This is a genomic window from Mesorhizobium comanense (genome assembly GCF_005503535.1).
In the GTDB taxonomy this organism is placed as follows: Bacteria; Pseudomonadota; Alphaproteobacteria; order Rhizobiales; family Rhizobiaceae; genus Mesorhizobium; species Mesorhizobium comanense.
Map to the genome: position 1 here is coordinate 53244 of NZ_SCNN01000024.1, position 15552 is coordinate 68795.

A 15552-nucleotide genomic window follows, 5' to 3' on the forward strand; every position below is an offset into this window, starting at 1 on the left:
CGTCAGTCCGAGCCGGTCGTCGGAAGTGAAATGGAGTAGCGCGGCGCCGAATTCCTCGGCTTCCGCCAAGGCCGCAGCCGATCCTTCAGTCTCTTGCGCACGATCGGCTTGTCGTAAAGCGGGGGCGGCAGTCCGGCGAGTGCGTAGTAATCGTCGAGGATGCTGGTCTGCAGCAGCCGTTGCTCCTGCGTGAAGAAACTGAAATGGGATGCCGCGAGATTACCGAAGACCTTGCCCGGACGATCGAGCTTTGCCGGCAAGGTCACCGACAGCCATTCTTCCTCGTCATCTCCCGGCGGATAGAACAACTCGCCCAGGCCCAGCACGTCCGACCCGAAGAAACCGATCGCGTTGATGGAAAAACGGCCCAGCCTGACTTCCCGGTCCGGCACGCGGAAGTCACTCAGCCGGTTCGTCCGAACCGCTTCGATGAAGACCGGGTGAAGCGCCTCGGGAAAGCTGGCATGGGCCCAGGAATAAGGACACATAGCCTGACAGGTGAGTGGCCCATCGATCAGAACCCTGGAGAAATTCTTGATCAACGTGTTGCAGACCGCATTGTTGATGATGAGCGGCGCATACCAGAGCGCCGACCCTTTCTCGGCCATGGCGCGTTCCTTGTATCGGCGCAGAAAGTCGTCCTCGAGGAAAACCACATCGTCGTCGAGGCGAAGGTACAGAGCGTCGGCGTCATCGCAGAAACGGAAGAACCTGCCGATGATTTCGACGCTGCCATCCGCGCTTGGAAGCGTCTTGATGCTGCAGCGCGGATCACTCGCCGCCAAGCGCCGGAGATAGGCGCGATCGGCATCGTTTCGGCAATTGTCCCAAAGTTGCCATTCATGCACTTCGGGACTCCCGAGAACATGATGGCTGAGCAGGCGAAGATATTTTTCACGACCCGCCGGCGTCACGACGATCAGCTTCATCAGAATCCTCCCGCATAACGGTCCGAATGTTCCAGCGAGGTAAATCCGATCGCACCGTGAATCCAAATTCAAATTGCGGTGTGGGATGGTCGCACGGCCCAGGCGCGCTCGACATCCCTGGGATCGCAGCGACAATGATCGGACGAACAAATCCCCGGCCCGGCCCTTCGCATTCATCCGGCTTTGGTGTACGGCCTCGCCAGGGGCAGCAATAGCTTGGACCGAAGCATGGTTCTCGAAAACCCATCTTTGACGAACGCCGCCCAGCGCAATCTCGTGGTCGTGCGGGCGGGTGACAACTCCCTCCATCGCGGATGGGGCGCAGACGATCGCGGATGCGAATTCGATCTGATCGTCAGCTACTATGGCGCCGATCCGTCGCTGTTCCGGCAGCCCCATGAAAACAGGGTCGACTACATCGGAGGCAAATGGGACGGCATCCACGCCTTGCTCACCCAGCGACCTGAACTTCTCGATCGCTACCGGTACATCTGGTTTCCGGACGATGATCTGGAGGCAGACAGGGCAACCATCGAGGCGATGTTTTCCAATATGCGCCGACTGGACCTTCACGTTGCCCAACCGGCACTGACGCCGGACAGCTATTATAGCCATCTGCCGTTTCTGCGTTCCAAGAGTTTTGAATTTCGTTTGATTGACAAGGTCGAGGTCATGGCTCCCTGTTTGAGATCCGACGTGGCATGCAGGATGCTACCTCTTTTCAGAGACTCCATGAGTGGGTTCGGTCTTGACCTTCTGTGGACGAGACTTGCCGAGCAGAATCTCGGAACATCTGCTGTCTTCGACGCCTTGCCCGTCCGCCATACACGGCCAGTCGGAAATCATCTGGCGACAGCAATGCTCAAGTCCGGCCGCACGCCTGAGGCGGAATATCGCCTGCTGGCCGTGCGGTATGGATTCGGCGAGTTCTTTCCGCTGTCTTATGGGGCCGTGGACCGCAAAGGCAGGCACTGGCGATCGCGATCCATGATCGGCCTGCGCATGGTGGCCGATTATTTTGCGGACAGAAAGCATTTCCGGCAGGCATCGCGGCTCAAGAAGCGGTTGTGGAGCCTTCTGCGCCGGCAATGGTCCAGACCTGTCAATCTTTCCCAGATCGAACTCGAGCCATAGGGCGGCAAATCCGCGAATGGACAATCTGTTGGGCGAAGCCGAGATCCTCATCGTCGGCGCGGGCTTCTACGGCGCCACGCTCGCCGAGCGCATCGCCACTCAACTTGGCCGGCGCGTGCTGGTGATCGACCGACGCCGGCATATTGGCGGCAATGCCTTTACCGAACAGGACCCCGTCACCGGTGTCGAAATCCATCGCTACGGCCCGCATCTGTTCCACACATCCAACGAGGAGGTGTGGAACTACCTGCGGACCTTCAGCGGGTTCACGACCTACCGCCATCGCGCCTTTTCGACCTATCGCGACAAGGTCTATCCTCTGCCGATCAACCTTGCCACGATCTGTCAGTTCTTCGGCAAACGGCTGAGCCCCGACGAGGCCCGCCGCATGATCTCCGAGCATGCGGCGGAACTTGGCGACCGTCCGCCGGCCAATCTCGAGGAGAAGGCGATCTCGCTCGTCGGCCGCCCCCTCTACGAAGCCTTCATCAGGGGCTACACCGCCAAGCAATGGCAGACGGATCCTCGTGAACTGCCGGCACAGATCATCGCCCGCCTGCCGGTCCGCTACACATTCGAGGACGGCTATTTCAATGATCGCTTCCAGGGCCAACCCGTGGACGGCTACACGGCGATCTTCGAAAGGATGCTGGCGCACGAACTCATAGAAACAAGGCTCGGCATCGACTTCTTCGATATCAAACCGCTTCTGCGCAAGGACCTGCCGGTCGTCTATACCGGTCCGATCGACCGTTACTTCGATTATAGCGAAGGTGAGCTCGGCTGGCGGACCATCGACATCGATCTGGAGGTCATGGATACGCCGGACCATCAAGGCACGGCGATCATGAACTATGCCGATGAAACCGTGCCCTATACCCGCGTGGTCGAATTCCGGCATTTCAATCCGGAACGCCAGCATGGCAGCGACAAGACGCTCATAGGTCGCGAGTATTCCCGCTTTGCCGGCCGCGCCGACGAACCCTATTATCCGATCGACACGGCAAGGGACCAGGCGGTCTACCGCCGCTATCTCGAACGGGCATCCGCCGAGAAGAACCTGCATCTCGGCGGGCGGCTCGGCACCTACCGGTATCTCGACATGCACCAGGCGATCGGCGCGGCCCTCAAGGCCTTCGAGACCGTTCTTGAGCCCTATTTTGCCGGCCGGTTAGATTCCGTTTCGCGGTCGCCGTGACGGCGAGGCTCCAATACGCTGGAATTTCCGGTCTCAGCTGGTTGCCGCCGATTTGCCGCCGCCAGCGATCTGGCGCCTGAACCATTCGAAGGTGCGCAGGATCCCTTCCTCGTAGCCGGTCGTCGCCTCCCAGCCGGGAAGAAGCCGCTTTGCCAGGGTAAGGTCCGGGCAGCGATTTGTCGGATCCTGCGGGACGGGAGGATAGTGTTCGATGCGGCTGCCCGGAACGAGCGAGCACACGAACTTCGCAATGTCGACAACCGAGATTTCGCGATTGTTGCCGAGGTTCAAAGGCCCCTTGTGCTCGATGCCGTCGCGCCAGAAGAAGCGTTCGAGCCCATCGACGATGTCGTCGACATAGCCCCAGCTGCGTGACTGGGAGCCGTCGCCATAGACGGTCAGGACCCCGGTGGTCAGGGCCTGGCTGACAAAGTTCGAAACGGCCCGGCCGTCATCGATACGCGTGCGCGGTCCATAGGTGTTGAACAGCCTGACGACACGCACATCAAGGCCGCTTACGCGCTGCTCCTCGAACAGCAGTGCCTCTGTGCATCGCTTGCTTTCGTCGTAAGAGGATCTGGGACCCGTACAGTCCACGGCACCCCGGTAGCTCTCCGGCTGCGGCGAAACCATGGGATCGCCATAAACCTCAGAAGTCGAGGCGAAGCAGAAACGGCCGCCGGGTCTGAGCAGCGACAGAAGGTTGAGCGCGCCGCCTATATTGGCCCGGATCGTACGCGCCGGCTCGCGCATGTACCATACCGGGGAAGCAGGCGACGCCAGATGGAGGATCTCGTCGAAACGTTCATCGGCTGCGAAGCTTTCGGCGTCGGCAATCCGCAAACTCAATCGCGGGTCCGCGACATGAGCGATGTTATCGCGCGATCCGGTCCAGAGATTGTCGACGACGACGAGCTTTTGGAGGTCATCGCGCCGCAACAGGCGATCGACGAGATGCGAACCGACGAAGCCGCAGCCTCCGGAAATCAACACGTTGCGCGGCATGCGCCCTCCCCTCCAGAATTCGGCCGGTCATCGCGCCGCGGCTTGCTTCCCGAAGATGGTGGGAAACGGATCCTGTCCGAATCCGGAGGTCTTGTATCAGTGCTTTCATCGATGCTGCAATTGCAACGATCAAACTTGTCTTGCGCCAGCCGGCTGCGGGCCGCCAGAGGACGAACGGCCCGCGACAACGCGTTCGCGAACCTGAAAGGCGCGCCGATGGGCGATCGTTTCGTTCCGGCCTAGAGCGCCCTCAGCGGGCAAGGCATGCCAGCGGCGTCGCCGCAGCGTGAGGCCGTGGGTACGGGCCTGGCGCTCATTTCTTCCGACTGGCGAACAAGTTCCGCGAAGACCAGGGCGAAACTTCCCAGCATGACAAAGACGATGATCAGGCGTGCTACCGGCAATATGTCGGCCTCGTCCGGCTGGTGCGTGTCCCGAGACTTCACCGGGATCGTGCGCACAAATCAAAACTGCCACAGCATTGCATCCCGAAGGACATGGCGGTGCTGCGGGCGCCCCACGCCACCCATGCCGGCTAACATGATCCATCCGCCTTTACGAGAGTTTAAGCATCGTCTTAACCATCACATTCACCCCGGCCTTGATATGATGCGCGACCTGTCGGCCTTTACAACGACGCGCGCCTGACGAGCGGTATCGTGGCTCTCTTTGCAGACCCGCCCGCCCCATGCTAACCCGGCGCTGGCGCGACCGGACCTGCCGCCGCCAATCCGTCGCGATCGGAGAGCCATGAGCACAGCCGCCAACAGCATCGCCTTCGTCTCGTCCGACACAGCCGACGCCAAGGCGGCGCTGGAAAGCCTGTCGGCGCGCTATGGCCAGTGCCCTGTCTCGGAGGCCGCGATTGTCGTGGCTCTGGGTGGCGACGGCTTCTTGCTGCAGACACTGCGCGATACGATGGGAACGGGAAAGAAGGTCTACGGTATGAACCGTGGCACCATCGGCTTCCTGATGAACGAGTACCGTTCGGGCGGCTTGGCCGAGCGCATCGCGGCCGCTGTCGCCGAAACGATCCGCCCGCTGGAGATGCTGGCAACCACTTCGGAAGGTGAAACCGTCTCGGCGCTGGCCATCAATGAGGTGGCGCTGTGGCGTCAATCCTACCAGACCGCCAAGATCCGCATAAGCGTCGACGACCAGATCCGACTGGAGGAACTGAGCTGCGACGGCGTCATGATCGCGACGCCGGCAGGATCCACCGCCTACAATCTCTCCGCGCACGGTCCGATCCTGCCGCTCGACGCGCCACTGCTGGCGCTTACTCCGGTCAGCCCGTTCCGCCCGCGCCGCTGGCGCGGCGCGTTGTTGTCCAACAAGGCGACAGTGCGCTTCGACATACTGGAACCGGAAAAGCGGCCGGTGAATGCCGCCGCCGACCACACGGAAGTCAAGGCGGTGACCTCCGTAACCGTGCGGGAATCGCCGACAGCGACGGCAACCCTTCTGTTCGACCCCAATCATTCCTGGAACGAGCGCATCCTGGCCGAGCAGTTCCGCTATTGAGCCGGCACACGGATCCGCGGCCGGATTAAGCATCGCGATTAAGGTTACAACTTCACAATCGTCCCAATCCCGCCCGTTTCTGTTGACAAATCGCGGACTTGCGCCTAATCGCAATGCCAATCTTGCAGGCGCGTGGCGCTTGCCGCGACGAATAGCGTTGCGCTTCATCGAACCAGCCAAAGACAGCAACACTTGTCCTCAGACACCACGATCGCTCAAGAAGCGTTGACCTTTTCGGACCTCGGCCTGTCGCCGAAGGTACTTTCCGCGGTTACCGATGCCGGCTACACGCAGCCGACCCCGATCCAGGCCGGCGCCATCCCGCACGCCTTGCAGGGCAAGGACGTGCTCGGTATCGCCCAGACCGGCACCGGCAAGACGGCGTCCTTCGTGCTGCCGATGCTGACCCGGCTGGAAAAGGGCCGCGCCCGTGCCCGCATGCCGCGCACCCTGATCCTGGAGCCGACGCGCGAGCTTGCCGCGCAGGTCGAGGAAAACTTCGTAAAATACGGCAAGAACCACAAGCTCAACATCGCGCTGCTGATCGGCGGCGTATCGTTCGACGAACAGGACAAGAAGCTGGAGCGCGGCGCCGACGTGCTGATCGCCACGCCCGGCCGCCTGCTCGACCACCGCGAGCGCGGCAAGCTGCTGCTCAACGGCGTCGAGATCCTCGTCATCGACGAGGCTGATCGCATGCTCGACATGGGGTTCATCCCCGATATCGAGCGCATTTGCGAGATGATCCCCTTCACCAGGCAGACGCTGTTCTTCTCAGCGACGATGCCGCCCGAAATCACCAAGCTGACCGAAAAATTCCTGCACGCGCCGGTGCGTGTCGAGGTCTCCAAGGCGGCCTCCACTGCCACCAGCATCACCCAGCGCCTGGTGAAGTCCGGCTCGAAGCCGTGGGACAAGCGCGAGACCCTGCGCAATCTGATCAGGGCCGAGGACGCGGAACTGAAGAACGCCATCATCTTCTGCAACCGCAAGGTCGAGGTGTCGGAACTGTTCCGCTCGTTGCTGAAGTATGACTTCGATGCCGGTGCGCTGCATGGCGACATGGACCAGCGCGCGCGCATGCAGATGCTGGCCAATTTCCGCGATGGCAAGCTGCGCTATCTCGTTGCTTCGGACGTTGCCGCGCGCGGCCTCGACATCCCCGATGTCAGCCACGTCTTCAACTACGATGTCCCTATCCATGCCGAGGATTACGTGCACCGCATCGGCCGCACCGGCCGTGCCGGCCGCTCGGGCAAGTCCTTCACCATCGCCACCAGGTCAGACACCAAATACATCGACGCCATCGAGCGGCTGATCGGCACCAAGATCGAGTGGCATGACGGCGACCTGTCGACCGTGGTCGCCAGCGAAGGCGAGGACGACGCTCCGCGCCGCGGCAAGGGCGCGCCGCGTCGCGCAGGCCGCAAGGACGAGGATCGCAAGGATCGCGGCGAGCGCAAGAAGGGTGGCGAACGTCGCGGCAAGCACGCCGAGGACGAAGAGGTCCAGGCCGTCCGGCAGGACGAGCAGCCCGATGTCGCCGCACCAGCCGTCGCCGACATCGGCGAAAGGCGGGCGCGCAAGGATGCGATCCGCTCGGAAAACAGCGAGCGCAAATCCTCCGACCGCAACGAGCAGCGTGCAGGACAGCGCGGCGGCAACCGCCCTGCCCGCCACCACCAGGAAGACAACGACACCACGGTCGGCTTCGGTGACGACATGCCGGCTTTCATGCGCATCGTCGCCAAGGTTTAAACGGCGTCGTCAGGCGCGCGCACGTCTCTGGAAGACCAAAAGAAAACGGCCCCTTGCGGGGCCGTTTTGTTTTCAAGCCAGTGTCGGCTCAGGTGAGCGGCGACAGCTGGATTTCGACACGCCGGTTCTGTTCGCGGCCGGCGGGCGTTGCGTTGGAAGCGATCGGCCTTGTCTTGCCGAAGCCGGTGACGGCGAAGCGCCTCGAATCGACGCCCTGGCCGGACAGATAGTTGGCAACAGCGAGTGCGCGACGCTGCGACAGGTCGAAATTGTGCTGGTCGCCGCCGGTGGAATCGGTGTGGCCGAAGACGTCCACCGTCGTCTGGCGGAACTTCTTCAGAACCAGCGCGACGGAATTCAGCACCGGATAGAAGCCGGGCTTCACCGCATCCTGGTCGATATTGAAGGTGATGTCCGACGGCATGTTGAGGATGATCTGGTCGCCGCTGCGGGTGACGCTCACGCCGGTGCCCTGGAGCTGGCGGCGCAGTTCCGCCTCGTTCTGGTCCATCGTGGCGCCGATGGCGCCACCGGCCAGTGCACCGATGCCGGCGCCGATCAGCGCGTTGCGGCGGTCATTGCCGCCGGCAAGCAAGCCGAGGCTGGCGCCCGCCAGGGCACCGAGACCGGCACCGGCCGCGGTGTTGGAAATCTTCTGGTCGCCCGTATACGGGTCGGTGGTGGTGCAGGCGCTCACGAGCAGAGCCGTCGCCATGACGACGAGCACGGTCTTCTTCATAGATAGTCCCTCTCCAAGTCGCGCCATTTCGACGGCGCCAAATCAGCCCTTCGCGCGACTTGTACCATGAATTGCGGCGAAAAGCGGAACAGGAAAAGCGCCCGCGGTGGCTTTTCCCATGGCCTTGCGTGATCGGCCGCCTGGCTGAACTACCAGAGATTCTTGCCGTCGATGACCACCACTTCGACGGTGTCGAGATCGAAATCGTCGAACAGCCGTGAATTGACGCTGATCTTGGGATTGTCGAAGTCCGGCTCGCCGGTGGACCAATCCGGAGTTTCCGTGAAAGTGCCGCAGCCGCAAGTGGCGCAAAACCCGTGCTTGATGGTTTTAGAACCCCATCGATAGAAGGAGACATTTTTCGGCGGCGTGATGAGCTTGAATTGCGACGGGCTGTAATAGGCCCAAAGCGAACCACGCTTCGCGCAGAACGAGCAGGTGCATTGCGTCACCGTTTCCGGGGCCTGCGACACCTCGAATGTCGTCGCCTTGCAGTGGCAGCTTCCCTTGATAGCCATGAACATCACCTCTCCATTGTCCGCCGCCCGCACGGCAGGGCACCATAAAGAAGCGATCCTGACAACCGCCCGTCAGCAGGCTTTTGCGCGAACCGGCGAACCGTCTCTAGTAAGATTGAGGCGGAACGAACAGGCAGATGGTCTTGCCGGCATCGAGCCCCGCCACGTGCGCGCACCAGTGGAATTCGCCGTCGGGCGAATCCTTGATTCGTCTGTCGCTGTAGGCCAGCACCTCGCCGGTATCCTTGATGACATAGCCTTCCGGGCGTTCGCTGATCGAGGTCTGCGATACCTCATGGCAATCGTAGTTCGCGCAGCAGGCGAACGGATAACTCCACCCTTGCGGCTTGGCCGCCGTGGGCTTGGCGTCATGCGCCAGGGCCGACCCGGACAGGGCTGCGATCGCACAGGCTGCGCACAAGGGAAGAAGCAACTGGCCAACCGATGGAACGGCGATGGCCGATCTGGAATTGGCGGTAAACATGGGAACGCTCCTTTCAGACGTGGTTCAAGCGTTTCGCTTGCCCGTTCCTGGAACGTGTCTTCCCGGGGCCGAACCGTCAGCCTGCAGATATGCCGCGACCGGCCATAAATGCTTTTGTCTCCTCCTGCCTTCGATGGTGAGCCGATTTATGAGTCGGCGCAAGAGATCGCCGGGCCCGCCGGTGGATCGATCAGGCAAGAGCAATTTCAAGACCCGTTTGAATGTTTTTCGGGAAAGAGCGCTTCCCGTTCCCCTCACGGAAACGGTGAACTGTCCTAGCCTGCGTGTCCTTCAAACTGCGGAAGGTCGTCAGTGATGGTGAACCACGGTGCCTTGGAGCCGACAAAGATGTGCATTGTCGGCCGGATCGTCGGAGCATCGACCAGCGTTCCCATGGTGACATGGGCGAAAGCCCCGTCACGCACAACCGAATAAAGTAACGATCCGCATCGGCTGCAGTGGGTGTCGTGGTTCGCGCTCTCGTCGCCAAAAATCATGAGGTCGCGAGCGCCGCCGGTGAGCTTGAGCTTGGTGCGTTCAATGCCGGCAAACGGCTTGAAGGCCGAACCGGTCGAACGCCGGCAATTCGAACAATGACAATTGGCGGCGTAGACGAACTCGTCCGCCACCGCGTAGCGGACCGCGCCACACAGGCATTTGCCGGCAAGCGCGCGGCCATTTGTCGTTTGCGGCTCTGTCATCCGATGATCCTCGCGCGATGAGGTTCGACGACGCATCTGGATTCAGCCCAGGCCAACCCGCCTGGACCTTACAATCCCTAATCCAGATCGGCCACGGCTTCACCGGCGCCGCCCTCGATGCGTTGCGACAGCGAGGCTTCCATGAAGTCGTCGAGGTCGCCATCGAGCACGCTCGACGGGCTGGTGCTTTCGACGCCGGTGCGCAGATCCTTCACCAGTTGATAGGGCTGCAGCACATAGGAGCGGATCTGGTGGCCCCAGCCGATATCGCTCTTGGACGCCTCGGTCGCATTGGCGATTGCCTCGCGCTTCTTCAGCTCTTCCTCGTAGAGGCGAGAGCGCAGCATCTCCCAGGCCTTCGCCCGGTTCTTGTGCTGCGAGCGCTCGGCCTGGCAGGCGACCGCGATGCCGGTGGCGATATGGGTGATGCGCACGGCCGAATCGGTGGTGTTGACGTGCTGGCCACCCGAACCGGACGAACGATAGGTGTCGATCCGGACATCGGATTCCGACACATCGATCTGGATCGCATCGTCGACGACAGGATAGACCCAGACGCTGGAGAACGAGGTGTGCCGGCGCGCATTGCTGTCATAGGGTGAAATGCGCACCAGGCGATGGACGCCGGATTCGGTCTTCAGCCAGCCATAGGCATTGTGACCCTTGATCAGCAAGGTGGCGGACTTGATGCCCGCCTCTTCGCCGTCATGCACTTCCAGCACCTCGACCTTGAAACGGCGGCGCTCGGCCCAGCGCGTGTACATGCGCAGCAGCATGTTTGCCCAGTCCTGGCTCTCGGTGCCGCCGGCGCCGGCATGGACTTCGAGATAGGTGTCGTTGGCGTCTGCTTCGCCCGACAGCAGCGTTTCGACCTGGCGGGCTTTCGCCTCGCCCTGCATCGAGCGGATCGCCGCTTCGGCCTCGGCGACGACGCTTGCGTCGCCCTCTTCCTCGCCGAGTTCGATGAGACCGATATTGTCTTCCAGCGCCTGGGTCAGGCCCTTGACCGCCGCGATGCCTTCTTCAAGGCCCTGGCGCTCGCGCATCAGCTTCTGCGCTTCCAGCGGTTCGTTCCAGAGACTGGCGTCCTCGGCGCGAACATTCAGGTATTCAAGCCGCTTTATGGCCTGATCCCAGTCAAAGATGCCTCCTCAGCAGGGTTATCGCCTGCCTGATCTCGTCGACAATATTCTGCGTTTCCGCGCGCATGGCCTGCTGTTTTATCCTGTTGCTGAAATGACGCCCGATCGGCGCGATACATAGGGACGGCACCGCCGCGTGTAAAGCGAAATGGGCCAGCCGGGGGCTGGCCCATGATTGCCGTCGAAAACCGTCAGTAGAGGCCGCCGCCACCGTCCTGGATGGCCTGGTTGGCCTGCGGCGACAGCGCGCCGCCAGACGCGTTGGAGCCGTCGGCGCCCATGCCGATCACCCAATAGCTGTCGGCCGGACCGGTGCCGGGCTTGAAGGCCTCGATGATGGTGCCCGGGTCGCCCGAGGTGGCACGCATGCCGGTCTTGCGGTTGATGGCGACCAAGTTCATGCCGTCGGGAACCTTGAAGTCGACATTGGGCGTGCCGTCCAGCGCCACGCGCATGAAGTCCTTGAAGATAGGCGCTGCCAGGCCACCGCCCGTGGCGCCATGGCCAAGGCCGCGCGGCGTGTCGTAGCCCATGTAGAGACCGACCACGAGGTTCGGCGTGTAGCCGATGAACCAGGCGTCCTTTTCATCGTTGGTGGTGCCGGTCTTGCCGGCGATGTGGCGGCCGAGCTCGCCGATCGTGGCGCCCGTGCCGCGCTGGACCACGCCCTCCATCATCGAGGTGATCTGATAGGCGGTCATCGGATCGAGCACCTGCTCGGAATTATCGACCAGTTCCGGCTCCGGCTGGTTCTTCCATTCGGGCGCGTTACAGCCTTCGCAGCCGCGCTCATCTTGCTTGAACACCGTCTTGCCGTAGCGGTCCTGGATGCGGTCGATAAGCGAAGGTTTGATCGACTTGCCGCCATTGGCCATGATCGAGTAGGCCGAAACCATGCGCATGACGGTCGTTTCACCCGATCCCAGCGCCATCGGCAGATAGGGCGCCAGGTGATCGTAGACGCCAAAACGTTCGGCATATTCGACGACCAGCTTCATGCCCATGTCGTTGGCGAGGCGCACCGTCATCAGGTTGCGCGACTTCTCGATGCCGGAGCGCAGCGTTGCCGGTCCGGCGACCGTGCCGTCATAGTTCTTGGGCGTCCAGGTCGTGTTGCCGCTCTGGATGGTGATCGGGCCGTCCATGATCACCGAAGCCGGCGTATAGCCGTTGTCGAGCGCCGCCGAATAGACGATCGGCTTGAAGGAGGAGCCCGGCTGGCGCATCGCCTGTGTAGCGCGGTTGAACTCGGATTGGGCGTAGGAGAAGCCGCCGACCATGGCCAGCACACGGCCGGTGTGCGGATCCATGGCGATCAGGCCGCCCTCGACTTCCGGAACCTGGCGCAGGCTGTAGGCATTCTCGGAGCCTTCGTTCTTCTGCACGAAGATGACATCGCCCGGCTTCAGCACTTCGGCCGGCGACTTGGCCTTGACCGTCTTGCCGCCGACCAGATGGCGCATGGCAAAGCCCATGTCGTCCTTGCTGACGGTACCTTCCACGCGCTCTTTCACGATATCGCCCGAGGCCTGGCGCGCGGGCTGCAGGCCTATCGACAGGCCGGACGCCGAACTGTCGAGCACAACGGCCAGCGACCATTCGGGAACGTCTTCCAGACCCTTGACCGCACCCAGCGGGACGCCCCAGTCGCCCGATACATCGATCGTCGTCACCGGCCCGCGATAACCGCGTAGCGTGTCGTACTTGATCAGGCCGTTCTGCATCGACCTGCGGGCGATGAGCTGGATTTTCGGATCGAGCGTGGTGCGCACCGACAGGCCGCCTTCGTACAGCGCGTTCTCACCATAACGGGCGATGATCTGGCGGCGCACCTCCTCGGTGAAATACTCACCGGCGAAAAGATACGTGCCGGTACGGCGCGGCGTGACGCCGAGCGGCTCGGCCTTGGCCTTGTTGCCTTCCTCGCGCGTGACGTAGCCGTTCTCGACCATCTGGTCGATGACCCAGTTGCGGCGCTCGATCGCGCGGTCGGCATGCTTGAAGGGATGATAGTTGTTCGGTCCCTTCGGCAAGGAGGCCAGGTATGCGGCCTCGGCCACGGTCAGCTCGTTCACCGACTTGTCGAAATAGGTCAATGCGGCGCCGGCGACGCCATAGGCGCCAAAGCCGAAGAAGATTTCGTTGAGGTAGAGTTCGAGAATGCGATCCTTGGGGTAGGCCTGCTCGATGCGGAAGGCCAGGATCATCTCCTTGATCTTGCGCTCATAGGTCTGGTCGGCGGTCAGCAGGAAGTTCTTGGCCACCTGCTGGGTAATCGTCGAGGCGCCCACCTGACGCCTTCCCGAACCGAAATTCTGCAGGTTGACGATGATCGCGCGGCCAAGGCCGGTCACGTCGATACCGGGATGGTTGTAGAAATTCTTGTCCTCGGCGGACAGGAACGCCGCCTTGACGCGGTCCGGAATAGCCTGAATCGGCAGGTAGAGGCGCCGTTCGCGCGCATATTCGGCCATCAGCGAGCCGTCCGAAGCATGGATGCGGGTCGTCACCGGCGGCTCGTATTTGGCCAGCACCTCGTAGTCGGGCAGGTCCTTCGACAGATGGCTGATGTATATGGCAACGCCCGCCGCGACCAGAAGGGCCAGCGTCGTGCCGATGCCGAAGAAATAGCCAATGAGACGAATCATACCCGCTCCAGTCCTTGGTTCGGGAATTTCCTAAACGAAGCCGCCTTCCGCGCAAGCTTTCGAGCCGGTCCCAATCCGTAATCGAAAACCCATGTCGCCACCATGTGGACAAAATACGGCAAGGCCGGATTTCGTGACCATGCGGGGGAAATAAAGGCATAGGGTGTTGTCATCCAGCAACGCCGCCTCTGGTTGCAGGCGCGCCGTCAGGCATGTCAGCCCCCGGTTCCCGCCCCGGCGCGAGCGGACGCAAACAGCGCGACGGCGTTGGTAATGCTTTGCGCGGCCTTGCCCCGCCATTCGGCATCGAGCAGCTGCGCCTCGTCCTTGGCATTCGAGAGATAACCGAGTTCGACGAGCACGGATGGCACATCCGGCGCCTTCAAGACTTTGAACCCCGCGGAACGCTGCGGATTGTTGATGAGGCCGACGCTGGTCGAAAGCTGGCCGACCAGTGTGTGGGCGAAACTCATTGAAAAGGTGTGCGTTTCGCGGCGGATCAGGTCGATCAGGATGTCGGTTACTTCCTTGTTGTCGTCCTTGATCACCATGCCCGCAAACTGGTCGGAGAGATTTTCGCGGTCGGCAAGTGCCTGCGCCTCGGGGTCCGATGCCTTGTCGGAGACCGTATAAACGGTGGCGCCGCGGATGCCCTTGACGCTGATCGTGTCGGCATGGATCGAAATCAGGAGATCGGCCTCATGCTGGCGGGCAATGCGAACGCGGTCATCCAGGCGCAGATATTCATCCGTATCTCGCGTCATGAAGACATCGTATTTGCCGATGGCCATGAGCTTGTCGCGCAGCTCCGTGGCGAAGGCCAGCGTGACGTTCTTCTCGATGGTCCCGTTCAGGCCTTCGGCGCCGCCGTCGACGCCGCCATGGCCGGGATCGAGAACGACAGTGAAGCGGTGACCTGGATTGGAGACAGGCCCTTTGCCGACCCGCTCACCCTTGTCAGAGGAAACCGTGGAACCCGTGGTCAGCGCCTGGTTGGCAAGAGCGTCGTCGAACTCGCGCTCGGAGGCTGCCGACATGTCTATGGCAATGCGGTAGCCGGTTCCGTCCTCATTCTTGAGCACGTCGAGCTTGTCTACGGCGAACGGCCCCTTGCCGGTCAGGATCAGCCGCGAAACGCCATCGCCGAGTTCGCCCAGACGCACGCCCTTGACCAGACCGCGCGGCTTCAGATCCTTGGCATCGATGGCGAACCTGGTATTGGCGATGTCGATGACCAACCGGTTGGGTCCGCGCAGCAGGAACCATTTGATATCGGGCTCGCGGTCGAGATCCATGACGATGCGCATCTTGGTCGCATCGCCCGCCATCTTGTAGGCCTTCGCCACCAGAGGGACATCGGCGGCACTTGCGGCCGAGGAAAAGCTCTGGAAAAGCACCGCCAGCAGCAAAAGACAGACGGCGCCCAGAATCCGGCCGCGAACACGACATCCCTTGTCAGTGAAGCCCGCCAGTCCCATCTCTCTTCCAGTCGCTCCCGGTTTGGCGCCAGGCGCCCTCTCGTTCATCGAAGTGCCGGTTAGGCCGCGAACTCGATTAACGATTGGTATCCAGAGAAGGTTAACCAAGCCTTTTCATGCAAGGATCGGAACCCAGGCTTACGCTGCGGAACTGCTTTTTGCCGGCATCGGAAATCGGGGTTGCCTTCCAACCCGCCAAATCATAAAAGCGATAGTGGATCACTGCAATCCTGGAACCGCCCTCCTCCGCAGCTTCCTGCTAAAGGGTCAGATGAAAGGCGGCTCCTCTCGCTT

At 61.8% G+C, this 15552-nt stretch carries 14 protein-coding genes; 4 read left to right on the plus strand and 10 right to left on the minus strand.

Annotated elements, in window-relative coordinates:
• Positions 1-2: 2 nt before the first annotated feature.
• Positions 3-1106: a hypothetical protein gene (locus tag FFS37_RS29060; protein ID WP_232375804.1), complete on the minus strand. Its 1104-nt coding sequence runs from the start codon at positions 1104-1106 to the stop codon at positions 3-5.
• Between the two features lie 51 nt (positions 1107-1157).
• On the opposite strand from FFS37_RS29060, the gene FFS37_RS29065 reads away from it, so the two are divergent.
• Both FFS37_RS29065 and glf read left to right on the plus strand, forming a co-directional pair.
• Positions 1158-2063, plus strand: a complete 906-nt coding sequence (locus FFS37_RS29065) for a hypothetical protein (protein WP_137934409.1) — start codon at positions 1158-1160, stop codon at positions 2061-2063.
• Positions 2064-2079: 16 nt separating this feature from the next.
• Positions 2080-3261, plus strand: a complete 1182-nt coding sequence (gene glf / locus FFS37_RS29070) for a UDP-galactopyranose mutase (protein ID WP_137934410.1) — start codon at positions 2080-2082, stop codon at positions 3259-3261.
• A 33-nt stretch (positions 3262-3294) separates the two neighbouring features.
• Here the strand turns inward: glf and FFS37_RS29075 are convergent, their stop codons facing one another.
• Together FFS37_RS29075 and FFS37_RS29080 are read right to left on the minus strand one after the other, a co-directional pair.
• Positions 3295-4266: an NAD-dependent epimerase/dehydratase family protein gene (locus FFS37_RS29075; protein WP_137934411.1), complete on the minus strand. Its 972-nt coding sequence runs from the start codon at positions 4264-4266 to the stop codon at positions 3295-3297.
• Between the two features lie 239 nt (positions 4267-4505).
• The gene (locus FFS37_RS29080) at positions 4506-4712 is read right to left on the minus strand and encodes a hypothetical protein (RefSeq protein ID WP_137934412.1); all 207 of its coding nucleotides are present in this window, start codon (positions 4710-4712) and stop codon (positions 4506-4508) included.
• A 304-nt stretch (positions 4713-5016) separates the two neighbouring features.
• Between FFS37_RS29080 and FFS37_RS29085 the strand changes: the two genes are divergently transcribed.
• Both FFS37_RS29085 and FFS37_RS29090 read left to right on the plus strand, forming a co-directional pair.
• On the plus strand, positions 5017-5790 hold the full coding sequence (locus FFS37_RS29085; RefSeq protein WP_137934413.1) for an NAD kinase: 774 nt from the start codon (positions 5017-5019) through the stop codon (positions 5788-5790).
• 192 nt (positions 5791-5982) lie between these two features.
• Entirely contained in the window at positions 5983-7548 is a 1566-nt protein-coding gene (locus FFS37_RS29090; RefSeq protein ID WP_171026471.1) for a DEAD/DEAH box helicase, read from the plus strand.
• Positions 7549-7636: 88 nt separating this feature from the next.
• Here FFS37_RS29090 and FFS37_RS29095 read toward each other — a convergent pair whose 3' ends face one another.
• The 7 genes from FFS37_RS29095 to FFS37_RS29125 all read right to left on the minus strand — a co-directional run bounded on the left by FFS37_RS29095 (position 7637) and on the right by FFS37_RS29125 (position 15258).
• Positions 7637-8287, minus strand: a complete 651-nt coding sequence (locus FFS37_RS29095) for an OmpA family protein (protein ID WP_137934414.1) — start codon at positions 8285-8287, stop codon at positions 7637-7639.
• A 149-nt stretch (positions 8288-8436) separates the two neighbouring features.
• Positions 8437-8805, minus strand: coding sequence for a GFA family protein (locus tag FFS37_RS29100; protein ID WP_137934415.1), 369 nt, complete (start codon positions 8803-8805; stop codon positions 8437-8439).
• 106 nt (positions 8806-8911) lie between these two features.
• The gene (locus tag FFS37_RS29105; RefSeq protein ID WP_137934416.1) at positions 8912-9289 is read right to left on the minus strand and encodes a hypothetical protein; all 378 of its coding nucleotides are present in this window, start codon (positions 9287-9289) and stop codon (positions 8912-8914) included.
• A 275-nt stretch (positions 9290-9564) separates the two neighbouring features.
• Positions 9565-9990: a GFA family protein gene (locus tag FFS37_RS29110; protein WP_137934417.1), complete on the minus strand. Its 426-nt coding sequence runs from the start codon at positions 9988-9990 to the stop codon at positions 9565-9567.
• Between the two features lie 77 nt (positions 9991-10067).
• Positions 10068-11199, minus strand: a protein-coding gene (gene prfB / locus FFS37_RS29115; RefSeq protein WP_137934418.1) for a peptide chain release factor 2 whose coding sequence is annotated in 2 segments (ribosomal slippage) — positions 10068-11132 and positions 11134-11199 — 1131 coding nt in all. Because the reading frame shifts where the segments join, the coding sequence is not laid out codon by codon here.
• Between the two features lie 124 nt (positions 11200-11323).
• Positions 11324-13780, minus strand: coding sequence for a penicillin-binding protein 1A (locus tag FFS37_RS29120; RefSeq protein WP_137934419.1), 2457 nt, complete (start codon positions 13778-13780; stop codon positions 11324-11326).
• Positions 13781-13995: 215 nt separating this feature from the next.
• On the minus strand, positions 13996-15258 hold the full coding sequence (locus FFS37_RS29125) for an N-acetylmuramoyl-L-alanine amidase (protein ID WP_137934420.1): 1263 nt from the start codon (positions 15256-15258) through the stop codon (positions 13996-13998).
• Positions 15259-15552 lie beyond the last annotated feature (294 nt).